The following is a 22,624-nucleotide window of genomic DNA, read 5'->3' on the forward strand; positions in this document are numbered from 1 at the left end:
GACCCATCCTGCGGCCCGTATCGGCCGGGGCAATGAAGCTTAGAAGCCCCAATGCACGTCGGCCTCGGCGGCCTTCGCTTCGCGCAGCATCGTGAGGAACGGCGCCACGCGCTGCGCCAGGCTCGGCGGCACTTCGTGGTGCGCGTGATCGGCTTCGTCCTCGTGGAAATGGCCGGCGTGCTCGGCGCGCTCCTGCTTCGCCTGCGCGACCGCGCCTTCCAGCTTCGCAATCGCGTGGTCCAGTTCGTCGTGCGTAATGACACCGCGTTCGCCCAGCTGCTTGCCGACGAGGCCCAGCACGTATACGGCGAAATCCTTCAGCACGTCGAGATCCTGTGCCGCCTTGCTCTTGAACGTAATCATGACAATTCCCTTTTCATCTTGTTGTGCCTGCGCGGCGCGGTTGGGGCACGCCGGCTGGCCGGCGTCCGGCCTCGCGGACGCGGGGCGCCTGAGCGGCATATTAGCACCTGTTAAAATTCTGCGATCCCTGAAACGCGCGCTTAAAAAGCGCGCCGGCCGGCCGGCGTTTCCGGCCGCCACCAACGAAGCCTTCTACCAGCATGCTGCCAGCTCACAAACAGACCCTCGAAGCCCTGCTCGCGGATAGCGTCACGCAGGTCGCACACGCGCTGAAAGGCGCCGACGCGGCATTCGTCACCCCGGCCATCACGCTGGAGCGCCCGAAGGTCGCCGCGCACGGCGATGTCGCGTGCAACGTCGCGATGCAGCTCGCCAAGCCGCTCGGCACGAACCCGCGCCAGCTCGCCGAGAAGATCGTCGCCGCGCTCACGGCCCAGCCGGCCGCGCAAGGGCTCGTCGACGCGGCCGAAATCGCCGGTCCCGGCTTCATCAACCTGCGCCTGACGGCCGCCGCGAAACAGGCGGTGATCGCCGCCGTGTTCGACCAGGGCCGCGCGTTCGGCACGTCGGATCGCGAAAAAGGCAAGCAGGTGCTGCTCGAATTCGTGTCGGCCAACCCGACCGGCCCGCTGCACGTCGGCCACGGCCGCCAGGCGGCACTCGGCGACGTGCTCGCGAACGTGATCGCGAGCCAGGGCTATGCGGTGCATCGCGAGTTCTACTACAACGACGCCGGCGTGCAGATCGGCAACCTCGCGATCTCGACGCAGGCGCGCGCGCGCGGCCTGAAGCCGGGCGACGCGGGCTGGCCGGAAGCCGCGTACAACGGCGAATACATCGCCGACATCGCACGCGACTACCTGAACCGCGAGACGGTGGCCGCGAAGGACGGCGAGCCGGTCACCGGCGCGGGCGACATCGACGATCTCGACGCGATCCGCAAGTTCGCGGTCGCGTACCTGCGTCACGAGCAGGACATGGACCTGCAGGCGTTCGGCGTGAAATTCGACCAGTACTACCTCGAGTCGTCGCTGTACAGCGAAGGCCGGGTCGAGAAAACGGTCGACGCGCTGATCAAGGCCGGCATGACCTACGAGCAGGACGGCGCGCTGTGGCTGCGCACGACCGACGAAGGCGACGACAAGGACCGCGTAATGCGCAAGACGGACGGCACGTACACGTACTTCGTGCCCGACGTCGCGTACCACGTGACGAAATGGGAGCGCGGCTTCACGAAGGTCATCAACATCCAGGGCTCCGACCACCACGGCACGATCGCACGCGTGCGCGCGGGCCTGCAGGGCCTGCACGTCGGCATCCCGAAGGGCTATCCCGACTACGTGCTGCACAAGATGGTCACCGTGATGCGCGACGGTCAGGAAGTGAAACTGTCGAAGCGCGCAGGCAGCTACGTGACGGTCCGTGACCTGATCGAATGGTCCGGCGGCGCGGCGCCGGGCCAGGAAGCGGCACCCGACCTGATCGACGAGGCCACCATCACGCGCGGCCGCGACGCGGTCCGTTTCTTCCTGATCTCCCGCAAGGCCGACACCGAATTCGTGTTCGACATCGACCTCGCGCTGAAACAGAACGACGAGAACCCGGTCTATTACGTCCAGTACGCGCACGCGCGGATCTGCTCGGTGCTCAACGAACTGAAGTCGCGCTACAACGTCGAGGCCGCGCAACTGCCGGGCGCCGACCTGTCGCAGCTCACGAGTCCGCAGGCCGTGTCGCTGATGCAGAAGCTCGCCGAGTATCCGGACATGCTCACGCACGCGGCGAACGAACTGGCGCCGCACGCGGTCGCGTTCTACCTGCGCGATCTCGCTGGTGAATTCCACTCGTTCTACAATGCGGAGCGCGTGCTGGTGGACGACGAAGCGCCGCGCAACGCGCGCGCCGCCCTCCTCGCCGCGACCCGGCAGGTGCTCGAGAATGGTCTGGCGGTGCTCGGCGTGTCCGCGCCCGCCAAGATGTAAGCGGCCCGAACCGGGCTGCGAATGGCCGCGGCAGCACCCGTCGCCGGATGCCCGTCGCCGGATGCCCGCCGCGACCTCTTCACGATTCTTTTTGCAGGTGACTCAAGCAATGGCACAACCACGCCGCACTTCGAAGCAATCGAAACAAACCGGAGGGACATTTCTGGGAATCGTGCTGGGCCTGATCGTCGGCCTCGCGATCGCCGTGGTCGTGGCGCTCTACATCACGCGCTCGCCGTCGCCGTTCGTGTCGAAGGTCGCGCCGCCGCCGGCCGACAACGGCGCGAGCCAGCCGCAGCAGTTCGACCCGAACCGCGCGCTGCAGGGCAAGACGCCCGGCCAGCCGGTGCCGCAGGCCGCACAGCCCGCGCCGCCCAATACCGCGCCGGGGCAGGCCGCGAACCAGACCCAGGGCGGCCTGCTGCCCGAGCCGCAGATCGTCGAAGTGCCGCCGTCGGGTAGCTCGAACGGCACGACCGGCTCGAGCAACACCACCGCGTCGAACAATGCGTCGTCGGGCAACGGCGTCGCCGTCGCGCCGAAGCCGGCCGACAACACGCCGCCGCCGAAGAAGACGCAGCAGGCGCAGCAACAGCAGCAGCAAGGCGGCGAGGACGACCTCGCGCGCTTCGCCGCGCAGAAGCAGGCGCAGCAGGCTGCCGCGCAGAAACAGCAGCAACAGCAACTGGCCGCGAACACGCCGAAGCCGGCGCCGTCCGCGACATCCTCCGCGGCAGCGAAACCGCCGACCGCGAACGACGCGAACACCGGCTACTTCCTGCAGGTCGGCGCGTACAAGACGGAAGGCGACGCCGAGCAGCAGCGCGCGCGCCTGGGCTTCCAGGGCTTCGAGTCGAAGGTGTCGAAACGCGATGTCAGCGGCGTGACCTATTTCCGCGTGCGCGTCGGTCCGTTCTCGAAATTCGAGGATATGAACTCGGCCCGTCAACGCCTGTCCGATGCAGGTGTCGACACGGCGGTGATCCGTTTCACGAAGCAGTAAGCAACCGGCCGCGCCCACGCAGAACCCGTTACGTTTCGTAACCCGAGCAACTGATTCGACGTCCACAACATGAAAAAACTGCTTAGCACGCTCCTTCTGTCCCTGGGCCTGGCCGCTGCCGGCTTCGCCCAGGCAACGCCTGCCGCACCGGTGTCCGGCAAGGACTTCGAGGTGATGAAGTCGCCGCAGCCGGTGTCCGCGCCGGCCGGCAAGGTCGAGGTCATCGAGTTCTTCTGGTACGGCTGCCCGCACTGCTACGAATTCGAGCCGACGATCGAGGCCTGGGTGAAGAAGCAGGGCAACAACATCGACTTCAAGCGCGTGCCGGTCGCCTTCCGCGACGATTTCGTCCCGCATTCGAAGCTGTTCTACGCGGTGTCGGCGCTCGGCATCTCGGAGAAGGTCACGCCGGCGATCTTCAACGCGATCCACAAGCAGAAGAACTACCTGCTGACGCCGCAGGCGCAGGCCGACTTCCTGGCGACGCAAGGCGTCGACAAGAAGCAGTTCATGGACGCGTACAACTCGTTCAGCGTGCAGGGCCAGGTGAAGCAGTCGGCCGAGCTGCTGAAGAACTACGCGATCGACGGCGTGCCGACGGTCGTCGTCCAGGGCAAGTACAAGACGGGCCCGGCTTACACGAACAGCATCCCGGGTACCGCGCAGGTGCTCGATTACCTCGTGAAGCAGGTTCAGGACAAGAAGCTTTGATCCCCGCCCGCGCGCCGGCATGACTACTCCGCTGAAGGTCTTCATCACCGGCGCGTCGAGCGGCCTCGGCCTCGCGATGGCCGAGGAATACGCCCGCCAGGGCGCCACGCTCGCACTCGTCGCGCGACGCACCGAGGCCCTCGATGCGTTCGCGCGACGCTTTCCGAAGCTGTCCGTCTCCGTCTATTCCGCCGACGTGCGCGACGCCGACGCGCTCGCCACGGCCGCCGCGTCGTTCATCGCCGCGCACGGCTGCCCCGACATCGTGATCGCGAACGCGGGCATCAGTCAGGGCGCCGTCACGGGACAGGGCGATCTCGCCACGTTCCGCAACGTAATGGACATCAATTACTACGGGATGGTCGCGACGTTCGAGCCGTTCGTCGGCCCGATGACCGCCGCGCGCCACGGCACGCTGGTCGGCGTCGCGAGCGTCGCCGGCGTGCGCGGCCTGCCCGGCTCCGGCGCGTACAGCGCGTCCAAATCGGCTGCGATCAAGTATCTCGAAGCGCTGCGCGTCGAGCTGCGCCCGGCCGGCGTCGGCGTCGTGACGATCGCGCCCGGCTACATCCGCACGCCGATGACCGCGCACAACCCGTACCGGATGCCGTTCCTGATGGACGCCGACCGCTTCGCGGCTCGCGCGGCGCGTGCGATCGCCCGGCAGCACGCGTTCCGCGTGATTCCGTGGCAGATGGGTGTCGTCGCGAAGGTGCTGCACGTGCTGCCGCGCTGGCTGTACGACCGCCTGTTCGAAAAGGCGCCGCGCAAGCCGAAGGCCGGCGCGCACTGAGCACATCGGGCATCCGGCGCGTTTGTCGCGCCGCTTCCGCCGGGCCGGTGGGACGTCACGCTTCGGTGCCGATGCGGCGCGTGCGGCTTCCTCCTGCTGGCCGTGCCACGCGTCGCACGCGGCAGCCGCGCCCCCTTCGGCTTTCTCCGCTTTCTCCGCTTCGGCCGATCCGGCGGATTCACGGCGATTCGCGCTGATCCGTCCCCGACCACCGCCTCGACCACACACCGCTCGCCTGCGCCCCCTGCCCCGACTGCCCCGCTGCCCCCGCCTTCCCCCGCTGCGCCGCCCCAACATGCATTCCGCCGCGAACGCAGCCGTTTTTCGCTCAATTCATCGCGTTCCGGCGCCTTTTTTCACGCGCGGCACGCTTTGCCGGTATGCTATTCGCCAGCCGCGCCGGCCCTGCCTGCTGTCAGGCCGCGCCCGCATTCCGACACCCGGCAAAAAATCACAAATCACGTGGGAGAACCTATGCAGGTCAAGCTGTTCGCCGCGGCCGCGCTCGCCGCCGCCCTCGCCGCTCCCGGCCTCGCCGCCGCCAAACCGCTCACCGTCTGCACGGAATCGAGCCCGGACGGCTTCGACGTCGTGCAATACAACTCGCTCGTCACGACCAACGCATCGGCCGACGTGATCTTCAACACGCTCGTGTCGTACGACGAAGCCGCGAAGAAGGTCGTGCCCGCTCTTGCCGACAAATGGGAAGCAAGCGCCGACGGCCTCACGTACACGTTTCACCTGCGCCCGAACGTCGCGTTCCAGACCACCGACTACTTCAAGCCGGGCCGCCCGCTGAACGCGGACGACGTCGTGTTCACGTTCAGCCGGATGCTCGACGATGCGAACCCGTGGCACAAGGTGGCCGGCGCGAGCGGCTTCCCGCACGCGCAGTCGATGGGCCTCGTGAAACTCGTGAAGTCGGTCACGAAGGTCGACGACAGCACGGTGAAGTTCGTGCTCAACGAGCCGAACGCGACGTTCGTGCCGATCCTGACGATGGGCTTCGCGTCGATCTATTCGGCCGAATATGCGGACCAGCTGCTGAAGGCCGGCAAGCAGGCCGACCTGAACGCGAAGCCGATCGGCACCGGCCCGTTCGTGCTGAAGAGCTACACGAAGGATGCGCTGATCCGCTACGACGTGAACCCGGCCTACTGGGGCGCGAAGCCGAAGGTCGACCGGCTGATCTACGCGATCACGCCCGACGCGTCGGTGCGCATGCAGAAGGTGAAGGCCGGCGAATGCCAGATCGCGCTGTCGCCGAAGCCGCAGGACGTGCTCGCCGCGAAGGGCGAAAGCGCGCTGAAGGTCGTGCAGACGCCCGCGTTCATGACCGCGTTCGTCGCGCTGAACACGCAGAAGAAGCCGCTCGACAACGACAAGGTGCGCGAGGCGCTGAACCTCGCGTTCGATCGCGCGACCTACCTGAAGGTGGTGTTTGACAACACGGCGACGGCCGCGAACAACCCGTATCCGCCGAACACATGGAGCTACGCGAAGGATGTCACGCCGTATGCGTACGATCCCGCGAAGGCGAAGCAGTTGCTGGCGCAGGCCGGTTTCCCGAACGGCTTCTCGACGACGATCTGGACGCGCCCGACGGGCAGCGTGCTGAACCCGAACCCGAAGGCCGGCGCGGAGCTGCTGCAGGCCGACCTCGCGAAGATCGGCGTGAAGGCCGAGGTCAAGGTGATCGAATGGGGCGAGCTGATCAAGCAGGCGAAGCTCGGCCAGCATGACATGCTGTTCATGGGCTGGGCCGGCGACAACGGCGATCCGGACAACTACCTGTCCCCGCTGTTCAGCTGCAACGCGGTGAAGTCGGGCATCAACTTCGCGCGCTTCTGCGACGCGCAGCTCGACAAGCTGATCGCCGACGGCAAGTCGACCGCCGATCAGGCCAAGCGCGCGAAGCTGTACGAATCCGCGCAGAAGATCATCCACGACCAGGCGCTGTGGATTCCGCTCGGCTACCCGACCGCGGCCGCGCTCACGCGCGCGAACGTGAGCGGGTATCGCGTCAGTCCGTTCGGCCGCCAGAACTTCGCGGCGGTCACGGTGCAGTAACCGCGCGTGGCACGCAAGCGACGGCACGCTCGCCCGTTGCTTGCGGCCCGCGCGCCGCACTTGTTACACTGCGCGCTCATTCCTCATACCGGACGCCAGCCAAAGTGAACAACTAAGCCTTCCCAAAAATGTCGTCGCCGCCGTGCCACGCACGCCGCGCGAAGGTTTCACGCATTTTCGGAGGTGCTTATGGCTGCTGCCACGCCGACCGGCGCGCTCGTCGCGCTTCATCACGTTTCTTTCCGCTTCGACGACGGCGTCACGTTGTTCGATTCGCTCGACCTTTCCATCGATCGCACGCCGACGGGCATCGTCGGCCGCAACGGCGTCGGCAAGAGCCTGCTCGCGCAACTGATCGCGGGCCGGCGCACGCCGAGCACGGGCACGATCGACCGGCAGACGCCCGTCGTCTACGTCGCGCAGCAGCACGACGAAGCGCTGGCCGGCACGCGGAGCGTCGCGCAAATCGCCTCGCTCGATGCGCCGCTCGCGGCCCTCGCGCGCCTCGCGGACGGACGCGCGACGGCACACGACTTCGACCTGATCGACGATCGCTGGGACCTGGCCGAGCGGCTTCGCACGGCGCTCGACGCGACCGGCCTGCACGACGTGCGCGCCGACACACCGGCGCATGCGTTGAGCGGCGGCCAGATGGCGCGCGTCGCGCTGATCGGTGCGCTGCTGTCGAACGCCGGGTTGCTCGTGCTCGACGAACCGACCAACCATCTCGATGCGCCGGGCCGTGCATGGCTGCGCAGTGCGCTCGACGGCTGGCGCGGCGGTGTCGTCATCGTCAGTCATGACCGCGCCCTGCTCGCGCACGTGCAACGCATCGTCGAACTGACGCCGCACGGCGTACGCGCGTACGGCGGCAACTATGCGCTGTATCGCGCGCAACGCGATGCGCAACACGATGCCGCGCAGGCCGCGCTCGAGCATGCGCGTATCGAGCGCGGGCGCGTGCGACGCCGGCTCGAACAGGAGCACGACACGATCCAGCGCCACGCGGCCGGCTCGCTGCGCGACGCGAAGACGGCCAACCTGTCGTCAGGGGCGAAGCAGCGTCGCAAGGGTGCGGCGCGCAACATCATGGGGCAGGTTCGTCGTGATCAGCTCGCGTTCAAGGCGACGCTCGACGAGCGCGTGCAGGAAGCAGCCGCGCGCGTCGAAGCCCATGCGCCGGTGCTCGTGTCACTGCCGGGCACCGAGGTCAGTGCGCGCCGTCAGCTCTTCACGCTCGAGCACGCGCAATTTCCCTGGCCCATCGCCGGTCGCACGGACGCGCTCACATGGTCGGCCAGCGGCCCGGTGCGCATCGCGCTGACGGGCCCGAACGGCTGCGGAAAATCGACGCTGCTGCGCATGCTCGCCGGCGAAATCGCGCCGCGCGCCGGTACGTGCACGACGCACGTGAGCGCCGCGTATCTCGACCAGCGGCTCGCGCTGCTCGATTCCGAACGCTCGATCGTCGAGCAGTTGGGACTCCTCGATACGCCGCTCGCCGAAGGCGACCTGCGCAGCCGGCTCGCGCTGCTGCAGCTCGATGCCGCGCGCTCGACGCAGCCGGTGCACCGCCTGAGCGGCGGCGAACGGCTGAAGGCCGCGCTCGCGTGTGCGCTGTGGCGCGGCACGCCCGCGCAGCTCCTGCTGCTCGACGAGCCGACCAATCACCTCGATCTCGAATCGGTGCGCGCGATCGAAGCCGCGCTGCGAGGCTTCCCCGGCGCGCTCGTGGTCGCATCGCACGATACCGCATTTCTCGCGGCACTCGCACCGACGCACACGATGCGATGGCAGCGCGACGGGTGGCGTTACGAACCCGTCACGTGACGACGACGACGCGCGCTCAGCGCGCGCAACGGAAGCGCAGCACGCCGTCGTCGCCCTGCTCGCGCACGAGCTCGCCCGCGAGCCAGAGCAGGTTCAGGTGCGCGAGCGCCTCGCCGAGCGCGAAGGTCATCTGATGAATGTCGAGCTCGCGGCGGCGGAACATGATCGGGACGATGTCGGCCGCGCTCGCCGGCTTTTCCGCGCACGCGACGCGCACTTCGTCGAGCCGCGCGTCGTGGTGCGCGCGCAGTTGCGCGATGCGTGTGCGCACGCCGCGGAACGGCTTGCCGTGCGACGGCAGCACGAGCGTATCGGGTGCCATCGTCTCGTAGCGGCCGAGCGATTCCAGATACAGCGCGAGCGGATTCGCTTCCGGCTCGAGGTCGAACACGGACACGTTGGTCGAGATGCGCGGCAGCACCATGTCGCCGGAGATCAGCACGCCGTCCGCTTCGCTGTGGAGCGCGCAATGTTCAGGCGAATGACCGTAGCCGGTGACGACGCGCCAGGTGCGCGCGCCGATCGTCACCGCGTCGCCTTCGCGCAGGCGCCGGTAGCGCGGCGGCACGGCCGGCACGAGGTCCGAGTAGTAGCTGCGGCGGTTGCGCAGCTTCTCGAGCGCAGCAGGATCGGTCAGGCCGTGGCGCGCGAAATGATCGGCCGCGGCCGCGCCGCCGGCGTTCGAACCGTTGCCGGCCGCCATCAGGCAACCGAACATATATTCGCCGAGCGTCATCCACAGCCGCACGTTCCAGCGGCCCTTGTCGCCGCCTTCGCAGAGCCAGTTCGCGAGGCCGAAGTGGTCGGGATGGCAATGCGTGACGAGCACGCGCAGCACCGGCAGCCCGTCGAGACGCGTGTCGAAAATTCGTTCCCAGTGCGTACGGATCGCGTCCGACGAGATCCCGCAATCGACGATCGTCCAGCCGGCCTGCCCGTCGATTTCGTCGCGCAGCAGCCAGAGGTTGATGTGATCCAGCGAAAACGGCAGCGGCATGCGCAGCCAGCGCACGCCGGGCGCGACCTCGAAGGTGTCGCCAGCGGTGGGCAGCGTGTCGGCGAAGGGATAGTCGAGTTGGTGTTCCAGTGCGTTCATCGGTGGGGCGTCTCGTCGTTATCGGGCGAATGAGGGTGCCAATGCAGGCGCGAATGCAGGACAGGCGCACGCGGGCGGCATGCCGCGGCGGGCATCGCGTCGATTCTATCGCCGTCGCGCGAAACGCGTGCCCGGCGGGCGTCGGACGGTCAAAAAAAGTTCGTGCCAGAATCGATTCCGTACCCGTATCTTTACGCGAAGATGCGTCGAACAGCTTGTAACGGCGAACAACCCGCGCATTGACGGCACCTGGCGCTGCCCCCCGAAAGTCATTGAAGCGCCGACTTGGGCGCTAAAATGGCGAGTGCTTACAGTCCCTCGAACGAGCCTGCACGCAATGAATCACTTCCCCAAACTGCTGTCGTCTCAGATCGGATTCGACGTCGCGCAGACGATGCTCGAATACTTCGACCGCCACTACCGGATCTTCCGGGAAGCCGCCGTCGAGGCGAAGACGCTATACGAGCGCACCGACTGGCACGGCCTGCAGCGGCTGGCGCGCGAGCGGATCACGTCGTACGACGATCGCGTGCAGGAATGCGTCGAGGTGCTGGAGGACGAATACGACGCGGAGAACATCGACGACGAGGTGTGGCAGCAGATCAAGCTGCACTACATCGGCCTGCTCACGTCACATCGCCAGCCCGAGTGTGCGGAGACGTTCTTCAATTCGGTGTGCTGCAAGATCCTGCACCGCTCGTATTTCAACAACGATTTCATCTTCGTGCGCCCCGCGATCTCGACCGAATACCTCGAGAACGACGAGCCGGCCGCGAAACCGACCTATCGCGCGTACTATCCGGGCACCGACGGGCTCGCGGCCACGCTCGAGCGCATCGTCACGAACTTCCAGCTCGAGCCGCCGTTCGAGGATCTCACGCGCGACATCGGCTGCGTGATGCAGGCGATTACCGACGAATTCGGCCAGTTCGACGCCGCGGCAAATTTCCAGATCCACGTGCTCTCGTCGCTCTTCTTCCGCAACAAGAGCGCGTACATCATCGGCCGCATCATCAACGCCGATCGCGTGCTGCCGTTCGCGGTGCCGATCCGCCACGTGCGCCCGGGCCTGCTCGCGCTCGACACCGTGCTGCTGCGCCGCGACCTTCTGCAGATCATCTTCAGCTTCTCGCATTCGTATTTCCTCGTCGACATGGGCGTGCCGTCCGCGTACGTGGACTTCCTCTGCTCGATCATGCCGGGCAAGCCGAAGGCCGAGATCTACACGTCGGTCGGCCTGCAGAAGCAGGGCAAGAACCTGTTCTACCGCGACCTGCTGCATCATCTGTCGCATTCGAGCGACCGCTTCATCATCGCGCCCGGCATCAAGGGCCTTGTGATGCTCGTGTTCACGCTGCCGTCGTTCCCGTACGTGTTCAAGATCATCAAGGATCACTTCCCGCCGCCGAAGGAAACGACGCGCGCGCAGATCATGGAGAAGTACCAGCTCGTGAAGCGCCACGACCGACTCGGGCGGATGGCCGACACGCTCGAGTATTCGAGCGTCGCGCTGCCGCTGTCGCGGCTCGACCATGCGCTCGTGCGCGAGCTGGAGAAGGAAGTGCCGTCGCTGCTCGAATACGAGGACGACAATCTCGTGATCAAGCATCTGTACATCGAGCGCCGGATGACGCCGCTCAACCTGTACCTGCAGAACGGCAGCGACGCGGACATCGAGCACGGCGTGAAGGAATACGGCAACGCGGTAAAGGAGCTGATGAAGGCCAACATCTTCCCGGGCGACATGCTGTACAAGAACTTCGGCGTCACGCGTCACGGCCGCGTCGTGTTCTACGACTACGACGAGATCGAGTACCTGACCGACTGCAACGTGCGGCGCGTGCCGCCGCCGCGCAACGAGGAAGACGAACTGTCGGGCGAGCCGTGGTATACCGTCGGCCCGCACGACATCTTTCCGGAAACCTACGGACCGTTCCTGCTCGGCGACCCGCGCGTGCGGACGGTCTTCATGAAGCATCACGCGGACTTTTTCGAACCCGCGCTGTGGCAAGAGAGCAAGGACAAGCTGCTGCAGGGCGAGTTGCCCGATTTTTTCCCGTACGACGCGTCGCTGCGCTTCAGCGTGCGCTACCCCGCGCGCTTCGACACGACGCCGGACGCCGGTGACGACGCAGGCGACGCGCAGCGCGCCGCCTGACGCACGACCGGATTCAATCGAATCGAACCCGTTATCGACCCGCTTTCCGCCAACGGAATCCACAACGATGAATACCCAAGACAATCCGCTTTCACATCTGTTCGACAACAACGACGCCTGGGTCAAGCGCCAGCTCGCCGACGATCCCGACTTCTTCGCGCGTCTCGCCGACCAGCAGGCGCCGGAATATCTGTGGATCGGCTGCTCGGATTCGCGCGTGCCCGCGAACCAGATCATCGGCCTGCCGCCGGGCGAAGTGTTCGTGCACCGCAATATCGCGAACGTCGTCGTCCATAGCGACCTGAACTGCCTGTCGGTAATCCAGTTCGCGGTCGACATCCTGCGCGTGAAGCACATCATGGTCGTCGGCCACTATGGCTGCTCGGGCGTGAACGCGGCGCTCCACAACCGCCGCGTCGGCCTCGCCGACAACTGGCTGCATCACGTGCAGGACGTGCGCGAGCGCCACGCGGCGCTACTCGACGAGTGGCCGGTCGGCGAGGCGCGGTACCGCCGCCTGATCGAGCTGAACTCGATCGAGCAGGTCGTCAACGTGTGCCGCACGACAATCGTCAACGACGCGTGGGCGCGCGGCCAGTCGCTCACCGTGCACGGGCTCGTGTACGGCGTGCACGACGGACGGATGCGCAACCTCGGGATGTCCGTGTCGAACTTCGACGCGCTCGATGCAACCTACAAGCGCTGCGTCGCGGCGCTGACCGCGCGCGGCCAGCACGCGCCCGACAACGACATGGTCGCGGCCGACGCCGCGCACCTCGACGGCATCGCGCAGGCAGTCGTCGATACGCTGAAACCGTGCGGCGACGCGAAGTAGCCGCACTCACGCCGCGCGGCGCACACGTCGCGCGGCGTCAGGCCGAACACGCATCACGCACGGGGCCTCATCGGCCCTCGAACTGATCTGACACCGACACTGCCGCGACGGCGGTGCAATGCGAAGGAGCGGCGAACATGAAAACCGTATTGATCGTCGGCGCATCGCGCGGCCTCGGACGCGAATTCGTCCGGCAATACCGGCGCGACGGCTGGAACGTGATCGCGACCGCGCGCGACGACGCATCGCTCGCCGCGCTGCGCGCACTCGGCGCGCACGCGCATGCGCTCGACATCGCGCGGCCCGAACAGATCGCGGCGCTCGGCTGGCGGCTCGACGGCGAACGGCTCGACGCCGCAGTGCTCGTGTCGGGCGTGTACGGGCCGCGCACCGAAGGCGTCGAAACGATCGGCGCCGAGGATTTCGACACGGTGATGCATACGAACGTGCGCGGACCGATGCAGTTGCTGCCGATCCTGCTGCCGCTCGTCGAGGATGCGCGCGGCGTGCTGGCCGTCGTCTCGAGCCGGATGGGCAGCATCGCCGAGGCGACCGGCACGACCGGCTGGCTCTATCGCGCGAGCAAGGCGGCGCTGAATGACGTGCTGCGCATCGCGTCGCTGCAGACGCGCCACGCCGCATGCATCTCGCTCCATCCCGGCTGGGTGCGCACCGACATGGGCGGCGCGCAGGCCGCGATCGATCCGGAAACCAGCGTGACCGGCATGCGCCGCGTGATCGCGGAAGCCGGCGCGGACGTGTCGCAGGCCAACGGCCGTTTCTTCCAGTACGACGGCGTCGAGCTGAGCTGGTGAGCCGGCTCACAACCCGGCGTCGTTAATTCACGATTCGCATGATTTTGAACCGACCTGACGCGTGCCCGTGCGGCGGCGCGTCCCCCGCACCTGCCGGCAAAGCCCCGGCACCGCGCTATGCGGCCTGCTGCGGCCGCTTCATCGACGGCGGCGAAGCCGCGCCGAGCGCGCTGGAGTTGATGCGCTCGCGGTACAGCGCGTACGTGCTCGGCGCGATCGACTACCTGCGTGCGACCTGGGACCCGCGCACCTGCCCGGCCGATCTCGATGCGGACCCGAATGCACCCGACGCGCCGCGCTGGCTCGGCCTCGCGATCAAGCGCCACACGCCGCTCGACGAACGGCACGCGGAGGTCGAATTCGTGGCCCGCTACAAGGTCGGCGGGCGCGCTTACCGGCTTCACGAGACGAGTCGCTTCACCCGCGACGAGCACGGTTTCTGGCGCTATGTCGACGGCGAAGTAAGTGAACGCTGACAAATAGTTGCCGTGTCAGACGCCGGGTAATTCCCGCATTGCACAACCTGAATTTGTCGGGCTAGGATGGCCGTCAGATTGGTCATGTTGCATGGCAGGGCTTACGAATGGCGTTCAGCAAGGTATTGGTGGGATGGATGGCGGCCTGTGCGCTGTCGGCCGCTCAGGCCGGTGCGCTGCCGAACGCAAATGCCGGCGCGGCCACGGCCGGCGGCTCGCTCGCCCACGCCGAGCGCTTCGACTACGGCGATTCGGGCCTCCCGCAAGTCGCCGCGAATCTCAACGAACAAATCGTCAGCATTCCGGCCGATGCGTCGGGCTCGGTGATGCTCGAGGCCACGCTGTTCAAGCCGAACGGCCCCGGCCCCTTCCCGCTCGTCGTCTTCAATCACGGCAAGAACACCGGTGATCTCCATCAGCAGCCGCGCAGCCGGCCGCTCGCGTTCGCGCGCGAATTCGTGCGCCGCGGTTATGCGGTGATCGCGCCGAACCGGCAGGGCTTCGCCGGATCGGGCGGCACGTATCAGCAGGAAGGCTGCAACGTCGGCAAGAACGGGCTCACGCAGGCCGCCGACGTCGACGCGACGGTCCGCTACATGTCGCACCAGTCGTACATTGATGCGTCGCGCATCGTCGTCGCGGGCACGTCGCACGGCGGCCTCGTGTCGGTCGCATACGGCACCGAAGCGGCGCCCGGCGTGCGCGGCATCATCAACTTCTCCGGCGGGCTTCGCCAGGATCTCTGCGACGGCTGGCAGCGCAATCTCGTCGATGCGTTCGACCAGTACGGCGCGCATACGGCCGTACGTTCGCTGTGGCTGTACGGCGACAACGATTCGGTGTGGACCCCGGCGCTCGTCGCGCAGATGCACGACGCGTACGTATCGCACGGCACGCAGGCGCAGTTCGTCGATTTCGGCCGCTACAAGGACGATGCGCACCGGCTGATCGTCGATCGCGACGGCGTGCCCGTGTGGTGGCCGGCCGTGAATGCGTTCCTCGCGGAACTGAACCTGCCGACCTCGGTGCGCTACGCGGTCGCCAACCCGCACGAACCGAATGCGACCGGCTATGCATCGATCGATGCGGTCGACGCAGTGCCGTTCCTCGACGAGGCCGGCCGCGAAGGCTATCGCCGCTTCCTGAACCAGCATCCGAGCCGTGCATTCGCGGTGTCCGCCGAAGGCGCATGGTCGTGGGCCGAAGGCGGCGACGATCCGATGGCGCTCGCGCTCGACAACTGCTCGAAGCAGGGTGCGGGCGCATGCCGGCTGTATGCGGTCAACGACCGCGTCGTGTGGAACGCGAACGCGACGCAGACGGCCGACGACGGCAACGCCATCTCGCGCGCGCTGGCGTCGCGCTGACGCGCCGGGCGCGGCCAGCCTCCCCTTCTCCTTTTCATGAACGTGCGCGCGGCCCGCGGCGGCGTTCGCACGCCCGTTCACGCGGCGGCCTGAGCCACCGCGAAGAGCGCCCCGTCCGCAATGCCCTCCGGATTGTGATCCAGCCTTTCCTGAATCTCGACCGCCCCAGAGTCCGCACGCCATTCGCTGCGCCTATTGCGTGTCGCTGCATGCACCTTTTCTCTTCCCGCCCCGAATTTTCGTCCCATCGGCATTCGTCTGCCCGCGATTTTTTTCTATCGGGGGGTGTCACTCGAACGTCGTCATCTGCGGTCATTTCGGGGCATCTGGCGCGTACCGTTCCGAGCACCCCGTATCTGCATGGAACTCCCGCCCAGCAAGGCTTCCCGGTGTTTGTAACCGGTAGTGCAACGTGCGGCGGAACACGCTAATCTCAGCGCGTTTTCCGTCTGTCGCCGTGCGGTATCCCGTTCGATACCCGCCGCCGTTTTACCCCGGAGTTGCCTTGAGTACGCCAGCCACCGACGACTGGGTCGCGCGCAGCCTGCGCGCGGTCTGGCATCCCTGCACCCAGATGAAGCACCACGAGCGCATGCCGCTCATTCCCGTCGCACGCGGCGCGGGCCTGTGGCTGTACGACCGCGACGGGCGCCGCTACTTCGACGCGATCAGCTCGTGGTGGGTGAACCTGTTCGGCCATGCGAACCCGGACATCAACGCGGCGCTGAAGGACCAGCTCGACACGCTCGAGCACGCGATGCTCGCCGGCTGCACGCACGAGCCGGCGATCGAGCTCGCCGAGCGCCTGCACGCGCTCACCGCGCGCACGCTCGGCCATGCGTTCTTCGCGTCCGACGGCGCGTCGGCCGTCGAGATCGCGCTGAAGATGAGCTTCCACGCGTGGCGCAACCGCGGCCGCGCGGACAAGCGCGAATTCGTGTGCGTCGCGAACAGCTATCACGGCGAGACCATTGGCGCGCTCGGCGTGACCGACGTCGCGCTGTTCAAGGATGCATACGACCCGCTGATCCGCCATGCGCACGTGGTCGCGTCGCCCGATGCGCGCGGCGCGCTGCCGGGCGAGACGGCCGCCGACGTCGCCGGCCGCGCGCTCGACGACGTGCGGCGCCTGTTCGCCGAACGCGCCGACCGGATCGCCGCGCTGATCGTCGAGCCGCTCGTGCAATGCGCGGCCGGCATGGCGATGCACGATCCGTCGTACGTGCGCGGGCTGCGCGCGCTGTGCGACGAATTCGGCGTGCACCTGATCGCCGACGAGATCGCGGTCGGCTGCGGCCGCACCGGCACCTTCTTCGCCTGCGAGCAGGCCGGCGTGTGGCCCGATTTCCTGTGCCTGTCGAAGGGCATCAGCGGCGGCTATCTGCCGCTGTCGCTCGTGCTCACGCGCGACGACGTGTTCGCCGCCTTCTACGACGACGACACGACGCGCGGCTTCCTGCATTCGCATTCGTACACCGGCAACCCGCTCGCATGCCGTGCGGCCGTCGCGACGCTCGACCTGTTCGCGCGCGACGACGTGCTCGCCGCGAACGCGCGCAAGTCGGCCGCGATGCGCGCCGCGCTCGCGCCGCTCGGCGCGCACCCGCAAGTGCGTCACCTGCGCGAGCGCGGCACGCTGTTCGCCTTCGACGTCGCGCTCGACGGCGACGCCGCGCGCGGTTTCTCGCGGCGCTTCTTCGAGCGTGCGCTCGAACGCGAGCTGCTGCTGCGCCCGATCGGCACGACCGTGTACCTGATGCCGCCGTACGTGATGGGCGACGACGACATCGCGTGGCTCGCGCAACGCACGCGCGATACGCTCGACGCGACGCTCGCGGAGGCGGCGCGATGAAGCAATCCTCACCGGAGACGACCATGCCCCTGCTCGACACGCTGCAGCGCGGCCTCGCCGAACTCGACGCGCAGGGCCTGCGACGCGTGCGCCGCACCGCCGACACCGCATGCGACGCGCATATGCGCGTCGACGGTCGCGACATCGTCGGCTTCGCAAGCAACGACTACCTCGGCCTCGCCGCGCATCCCGCGCTCGTCGCCGCGTTCGCCGAAGGCGCGCAGCGCTACGGCTCCGGCAGCGGCGGCTCGCATCTGCTCGGCGGCCATTCGCGCGCGCACGCGACGCTCGAGGACGAGCTCGCCGGCTTCGCGGGCGGCTTCTCCGATGCACCGCGCGCGCTGTACTTCAGCACCGGCTACATGGCGAACCTCGCCGCGATGACGGCGCTTGCGGCCAGGCACGCGACGATCTTCTCGGACGCGCTGAACCACGCATCGCTGATCGACGGGATCCGGCTGTCGCGCGCGACCGTGCAGGTCTACCCGCATGCGGACATGGCCGCGCTCGCCGCGCTGCTCGATGCGTCGGATGCCGAAACGAAACTGATCGTCAGCGACACCGTGTTCAGCATGGACGGCGACATCGCGCCGCTCGCCGAACTCGTCGCGCTGGCCGAACGCCACGGCGCGTGGCTCGTCGTCGACGACGCGCATGGCTTCGGCGTGCTCGGCCCGCAGGGTCGCGGCGCGCTCGCGGCCGCCGCGCTGCGCTCGCCGAACCTCGTGTACGTCGGCACGCTCGGCAAGGCCGCCGGCGTCGCGGGCGCGTTCGTCGTCGCGCACGAAACCGTGATCGAATGGATGATCCAGCGCGCGCGCAGCTACATCTTCACGACGGCCGCGCCGCCGGCCGTCGCACATGCGGTCTCGGCGAGCCTGAAGGTGATCGCCGGCGACGAAGGCGATGCGCGACGCGCGCACCTCGCCGCGCTGATCCAGCGCACGCGCGCGCTGCTGCGCATGACGCGCTGGCAGCCGGTCGACTCGCACACGGCCGTGCAGCCGCTCGTGATCGGCAGCAACGACGCGACGCTCGCGGCGATGCGCTCGCTCGACGCGCACGGCCTGTGGGTGCCCGCGATCCGGCCGCCGACGGTGCCCGTCGGCACGTCGCGGCTGCGCATCTCGCTGTCGGCCGCGCATTCGTTCGACGATCTCGCGCGGCTCGAAGCCGCGCTGATCGAAGCCAGCGAAGGACCGGGCCGCCCCGACGCTCACGCTCGTTCGCTGCCCGCCGAGGAAGCTTCAGCATGACGGCCGCGCTTTCCCTCTTCGTCACCGGCACCGATACCGAGATCGGCAAGACTTTCGTGTCGGCCGCGATGCTGCACGGCTTCGCGCGGCACGGGCTGCGCGCCGCCGCGCTGAAGCCCGTCGCCGCCGGCGCGTACGAACGCGACGGCGTCTGGCACAACGAGGACGCCGACCAGCTCGACGCGGCCGCGAACGTCGCGCTGCCGCCCGAGCTGCGCACGCCGTTCCTGCTGAAGGCGCCCGCCGCACCGCACATCGTCGCCGCGCAGGAAGGCGTGACGCTCGACATCGACACGATCGTCGCGAGCCACCGCGAAGCGCTGACGCGCGCGGACGTCGTCGTCGTCGAAGGCGTCGGCGGCTTCCGCGTGCCGCTGAACGACACGCAGGACACGGCCGATCTCGCGGTCGCGCTCGGCCTGCCGGTCGTGCTCGTCGTCGGCGTGCGGCTCGGCTGCATCAGCCACGCGCTGCTGACGGCCGACGCGATTCGCCAGCGCGGACTCACGCTCGCCGGCTGGGTCGCAAACCACGTCGACCCGGCCATGTCGTACGCCGACGAGAACGTCTCGACGATCCGCGACTGGCTCGCGCGCGAACATCGCGCGCCGCTTCTTGGCCGCATCGCGCACCTGCGCCCGGCCGCCCCCGAATCCGCCGCGGCGATGCTCGACATTGCCACGCTCGTCGACACGCTGCGCGCCGCGCGGCATTGACACCTCGATTCCGAATTCAAGAACCTCGAATCCACGACAGGAAAAACACCATGACCCAAGCCCAGACCGCCGCCGTGCAACCCGACGCGATCCCCGTGGCCGCTCCGGCGCCGCAGCGCTGGCGCGTCGCCGACGTCGTCGCGCTGTTCGAGCTGCCGTTCAACGACCTGATGTTCCGCGCGCAGCAGGTGCATCGCGAGCACTTCGACGCGAACGCGGTGCAACTGTCGACGCTGCTGTCGATCAAGACGGGCGGCTGCGAGGAAGATTGCGGCTACTGCTCGCAGTCGTCGCATCACGACACGGGCCTGAAGGCCGAGAAGCTGATGGACGTCGACGCGGTGCTCGACGCCGCGCGCGCGGCGAAGGCGAACGGCGCGAGCCGCTTCTGCATGGGCGCCGCATGGCGCAACCCGAAGGAGCGCCACATGCCGGCGCTGACCGAGATGGTGCGCGGCGTGAAGGAACTGGGCCTCGAGACCTGCATGACGCTCGGCATGCTCGAGGACGAGCAGGCGCAGCAGCTCGCCGACGCGGGCCTCGACTACTACAACCACAACCTCGACACGTCGCCGGAGTTCTACGGCCAGGTGATCTCGACGCGCACGTACCAGGATCGTCTCGACACGCTCGACCGCGTGCGCGACGCGGGCATCAACGTGTGCTGCGGCGGCATCATCGGGATGGGCGAATCGCGCCGCGAGCGCGCGGGCCTGATTTCGCAGCTCGCAAACCTGAACCCGTATCCGGAGTCGGTGCCGATCAACAACCTCGTCGCGATCGAAGGCACGCCGCTCGAAGGCACCGCGCCGCTCGACCCGTTCGAGTTCGTGCGCACGATCGCGGTCGCGCGCATCACGATGCCGAAGGCCGTCGTGCGCCTGTCGGCCGGCCGCGAGCAGCTCGACGACGCGATGCAGGCGATGTGCTTCCTCGCAGGCGCGAACTCGATGTTCTACGGCGACCAGCTGCTGACCACGAGCAATCCGCAGACGCAGCGCGACCGCGCGCTGTTCGAGCGCCTCGGCATCCGCGCGAGCCAGGCCGACGCGCTGGCGGAGAACGCGTAAGCGGCCGCGTCGCGTTTTTCGCGAGCAGACGAAAAAGCCGGGGCATGCCCCGGCTTTTTTTTGCCCGATCGTCGGCGCGCAGCGCTCGGCGCCGCGCGTCAAACATGCGCCGCGGCACCGTCGAGTGCCGCGCGCACGCGTTCGACGCGCTGTTCGTCGACCGGCGCCAGCACTTCGCCGCGCGGTCGCACGCCCGAGCCGAAATGCACCGCGCGCACGCCGGTCGCGCGGACGAAATCACCGACCGCGTCGATCGTGAGCCCGGAGCCGGCCAGCACCGTGCAGGTCGAGCCCGCCGCCTGCCGCACCAGCCGCGTGATCGTCGCGACCGCGTCGAGCACCGACGGATGGCCGCCCGAGGTCAGCACCGACGTGACGGCCGGCACGCGCAGCAGCGCATCGAACGCGGCATTGAGGTCGCGCGACACGTCGAATGCGCGGTGGAACGTCAGGTCGCGCCCGTCCGCAGCCGCCGCGACGCGCTCGAGCGCACCGAGGTCGACGTCGCCGCGCGCATCGAGCGCGCCGAACACGACCCCGTTCGCACCGGCCGCGACGGCCGCGCGCACGTCGCGTTCGATCACGCGCAAGTCGTCGGCGTCGTAGATGAACGAGCGGCTGTGCGGCCGCACGATCACGTTCACCGGAATCGCCACGGCGGCCACGACGGCCTCGATCAGGCCGACGCTCGGCGTCAGCCCGCCCTCGCTGATCGCGGTCACGAGTTCGAGGCGGTCGGCGCCCGCGCGGGCGGCGGCCTTCGCGTCGCCGACGGTGGTGGCGATCACTTCGAGGAGGACGGAAGAAGCGGCGGTTCGGTTCATCGGCGGCTCGCGAATCGTCAGGACAATGCGCGCATCCTAGCCGAGCGACGTGAACAGCGCCAGCGCGACGGCGCCGCTATGCGCCGTCCGTTTCGTCGTCGATCCAGTCGATATCGCCGCACAGCACGTGCTGCGCATCGCCGATGCGCACGGCCACCGACAGCGTCACGCACGGCTGCGCCTCGTTGATCGACAGGTACGGGCGCGTCACCTGCACGCGCCCGGGCTCGGCGATCGCCGAGCGGAAATACGGCCGGCGCAGCCAGTTCGCGCCCTGCGCATCCGCGAGCGGCGAGAAGCGAGCCTCGGCGAGCGCACGGTCCGCGCGCAGCACGACATTGCGGCCCGCCTGGCGGCCCCGCGCGTCGAGCAGGAAGCAGCGCGCGGCGGCGTCGAGCGCGAGGAAGTTCCAGCACACCTCGTCGAGCGGCTCGCCGGCCGCCACCCGCTCGGCCGCACGCTCGAACGCGCGCAGATACGGCGCGAGCCGCTGCGCGTCGCGCCGCTCGCGCGCTTCGGTCTGTTGCCGAAAGCGCTCGGTCAGCTCGCCGATGCAGCCGGTCGCCGTCGCGCTGTCGGGCAGCCCGGGCGCCGGGCGGCCAAAGTAATAGCCCTGCACGAAATCGGCCTCGCACGACAGCGCGATCTGCGCGTCGTGCTCGGTCTCGATGCCCTCGACGAGCACGAGCTTGCCGGCCTCGTGCAGCAGCGTGACAAGCCCGTGCAGGATCGCGGTGAGCCCCGTGCGGTGCGCCGCGTGGGACAGCATGATCCGGTCGAGTTTCACGATGTCCGGGTTCAGCTGCCAGATCCGCTCGAGGTTCGAGTGGCCGGCGCCGAAATCGTCGAGCGCGATCAGGAAACCCTGCGCGCGGAATTCGCGCACGGCTTCGGCGAGCCGCTCGATGTCGTCCGCGCGCTGTTCGAGCACTTCGAGCACGACGCGGCGCGGCGGCATGCCGATCCGCTTCAGGTTCGCGAGCAGCGCGGCGGCCTGGAACGGGTCGGTGAGCACGCCCGGATGCACGTTGAGGAACAGCCACTCGCGCTCCGCGCCGAGCAGCGCGAAATTCTCGAGATGCAGTGCCTGCGCGAGCCGGTCGAGCTGCAGCAGTTCGCCCTGGCGCGCGGCCTCGCCGAATACGTCGAGCGGCGACACCGCCCGGTCAAGCGCGTCATGGGCGCGCAATAGCGCCTCGTAGCCCACCGCGCGCTGGTGCGACAGGCTGAAGATCGGCTGGAACACGGTCGTGAGCGTCAGGTCGCGATGCTGAGTCGCGAGGCGTTCGAGGCCGGAGCTCATCTCCCGCTCGAAACGATACGGCGAAGCGGCGGCCGGACGCTCCTGTTGCACGATCGTCATGGCGCCCTCCTGGTGATGCAGCCGAACGCGGCGATTGCTTGAAA

19 protein-coding genes are annotated in these 22,624 nt (G+C 68.2%); 15 read left to right on the top strand and 4 right to left on the bottom strand.

Going from position 1 to position 22,624, the window contains the following annotated elements:
• Window positions 1-39: 39 nt before the first annotated feature.
• Complete coding sequence (locus tag WI26_RS14090; RefSeq protein WP_059465881.1) at window positions 40-363, bottom strand: DUF1840 domain-containing protein; 324 nt, start codon at window positions 361-363, stop codon at window positions 40-42.
• Window positions 364-563: 200 nt separating this feature from the next.
• Between WI26_RS14090 and argS the strand changes: the two genes are divergently transcribed.
• The 6 genes from argS to WI26_RS14120 all read left to right on the top strand — a co-directional run bounded on the left by argS (window position 564) and on the right by WI26_RS14120 (window position 8,752).
• A complete protein-coding gene (gene argS, locus WI26_RS14095) occupies window positions 564-2,345 on the top strand; it encodes an arginine--tRNA ligase (protein ID WP_059541178.1) in 1,782 nt (593 codons plus the stop codon).
• A gap of 109 nt (window positions 2,346-2,454) precedes the next feature.
• Window positions 2,455-3,348 carry an SPOR domain-containing protein gene (locus tag WI26_RS14100; RefSeq protein ID WP_059465879.1) on the top strand — a complete coding sequence of 298 codons (894 nt, stop codon included), beginning with the start codon at window positions 2,455-2,457 and terminating at the stop codon, window positions 3,346-3,348.
• 69 nt (window positions 3,349-3,417) lie between these two features.
• Window positions 3,418-4,059 carry a thiol:disulfide interchange protein DsbA/DsbL gene (locus WI26_RS14105; protein ID WP_059465878.1) on the top strand — a complete coding sequence of 214 codons (642 nt, stop codon included), beginning with the start codon at window positions 3,418-3,420 and terminating at the stop codon, window positions 4,057-4,059.
• A 19-nt stretch (window positions 4,060-4,078) separates the two neighbouring features.
• Window positions 4,079-4,852, top strand: a complete 774-nt coding sequence (locus WI26_RS14110; RefSeq protein WP_059541173.1) for an SDR family oxidoreductase — start codon at window positions 4,079-4,081, stop codon at window positions 4,850-4,852.
• 474 nt (window positions 4,853-5,326) lie between these two features.
• Window positions 5,327-6,922: an ABC transporter substrate-binding protein gene (locus WI26_RS14115; protein ID WP_069226217.1), complete on the top strand. Its 1,596-nt coding sequence runs from the start codon at window positions 5,327-5,329 to the stop codon at window positions 6,920-6,922.
• Between the two features lie 189 nt (window positions 6,923-7,111).
• On the top strand, window positions 7,112-8,752 hold the full coding sequence (locus WI26_RS14120) for an ABC-F family ATP-binding cassette domain-containing protein (protein ID WP_069226218.1): 1,641 nt from the start codon (window positions 7,112-7,114) through the stop codon (window positions 8,750-8,752).
• 16 nt (window positions 8,753-8,768) lie between these two features.
• On the opposite strand, the gene WI26_RS14125 is transcribed toward WI26_RS14120, so the two are convergent.
• The gene (locus WI26_RS14125; protein ID WP_069226219.1) at window positions 8,769-9,848 is read right to left on the bottom strand and encodes an MBL fold metallo-hydrolase; all 1,080 of its coding nucleotides are present in this window, start codon (window positions 9,846-9,848) and stop codon (window positions 8,769-8,771) included.
• A 337-nt stretch (window positions 9,849-10,185) separates the two neighbouring features.
• Here WI26_RS14125 and aceK point away from each other — a divergent pair, with 337 nt between their 5' ends.
• From aceK to bioB, 9 genes are all read left to right on the top strand, one after another.
• On the top strand, window positions 10,186-12,006 hold the full coding sequence (gene aceK, locus WI26_RS14130; protein ID WP_059465872.1) for a bifunctional isocitrate dehydrogenase kinase/phosphatase: 1,821 nt from the start codon (window positions 10,186-10,188) through the stop codon (window positions 12,004-12,006).
• A 67-nt stretch (window positions 12,007-12,073) separates the two neighbouring features.
• A complete protein-coding gene (gene can, locus WI26_RS14135; protein WP_059541164.1) occupies window positions 12,074-12,841 on the top strand; it encodes a carbonate dehydratase in 768 nt (255 codons plus the stop codon).
• Window positions 12,842-12,978: 137 nt separating this feature from the next.
• Entirely contained in the window at window positions 12,979-13,656 is a 678-nt protein-coding gene (locus WI26_RS14140) for an SDR family oxidoreductase (RefSeq protein WP_059465870.1), read from the top strand.
• 38 nt (window positions 13,657-13,694) lie between these two features.
• Window positions 13,695-14,132: a YchJ family protein gene (locus WI26_RS14145; RefSeq protein WP_059541158.1), complete on the top strand. Its 438-nt coding sequence runs from the start codon at window positions 13,695-13,697 to the stop codon at window positions 14,130-14,132.
• 107 nt (window positions 14,133-14,239) lie between these two features.
• Complete coding sequence (locus tag WI26_RS14150; protein WP_069226220.1) at window positions 14,240-15,499, top strand: dienelactone hydrolase family protein; 1,260 nt, start codon at window positions 14,240-14,242, stop codon at window positions 15,497-15,499.
• A gap of 505 nt (window positions 15,500-16,004) precedes the next feature.
• On the top strand, window positions 16,005-17,351 hold the full coding sequence (gene bioA, locus WI26_RS14155; RefSeq protein ID WP_059465867.1) for an adenosylmethionine--8-amino-7-oxononanoate transaminase: 1,347 nt from the start codon (window positions 16,005-16,007) through the stop codon (window positions 17,349-17,351).
• Window positions 17,352-17,374: 23 nt separating this feature from the next.
• The gene (bioF, locus tag WI26_RS14160; protein WP_059465866.1) at window positions 17,375-18,607 is read left to right on the top strand and encodes an 8-amino-7-oxononanoate synthase; all 1,233 of its coding nucleotides are present in this window, start codon (window positions 17,375-17,377) and stop codon (window positions 18,605-18,607) included.
• Window positions 18,604-19,323 (top strand): dethiobiotin synthase, encoded by a 720-nt coding sequence (gene bioD, locus WI26_RS14165; RefSeq protein ID WP_069226221.1) that lies wholly within the window; start codon window positions 18,604-18,606, stop codon window positions 19,321-19,323. Before bioF ends, bioD begins: the two co-directional genes overlap by 4 nt.
• 50 nt (window positions 19,324-19,373) lie before the next feature.
• On the top strand, window positions 19,374-20,393 hold the full coding sequence (gene bioB, locus WI26_RS14170; RefSeq protein WP_034208525.1) for a biotin synthase BioB: 1,020 nt from the start codon (window positions 19,374-19,376) through the stop codon (window positions 20,391-20,393).
• Window positions 20,394-20,491: 98 nt separating this feature from the next.
• On the opposite strand, the gene WI26_RS14175 is transcribed toward bioB, so the two are convergent.
• Window positions 20,492-21,217, bottom strand: a complete 726-nt coding sequence (locus WI26_RS14175; protein WP_069226222.1) for a copper homeostasis protein CutC — start codon at window positions 21,215-21,217, stop codon at window positions 20,492-20,494.
• Window positions 21,218-21,293: 76 nt separating this feature from the next.
• Window positions 21,294-22,580 (bottom strand): EAL domain-containing protein, encoded by a 1,287-nt coding sequence (locus WI26_RS14180; RefSeq protein WP_069226223.1) that lies wholly within the window; start codon window positions 22,578-22,580, stop codon window positions 21,294-21,296.
• Between the last annotated feature and the right edge of the window lie 44 nt (window positions 22,581-22,624).

Source organism: Burkholderia diffusa (assembly GCF_001718315.1).
Taxonomy (GTDB): domain Bacteria; phylum Pseudomonadota; class Gammaproteobacteria; order Burkholderiales; family Burkholderiaceae; genus Burkholderia; species Burkholderia diffusa_B.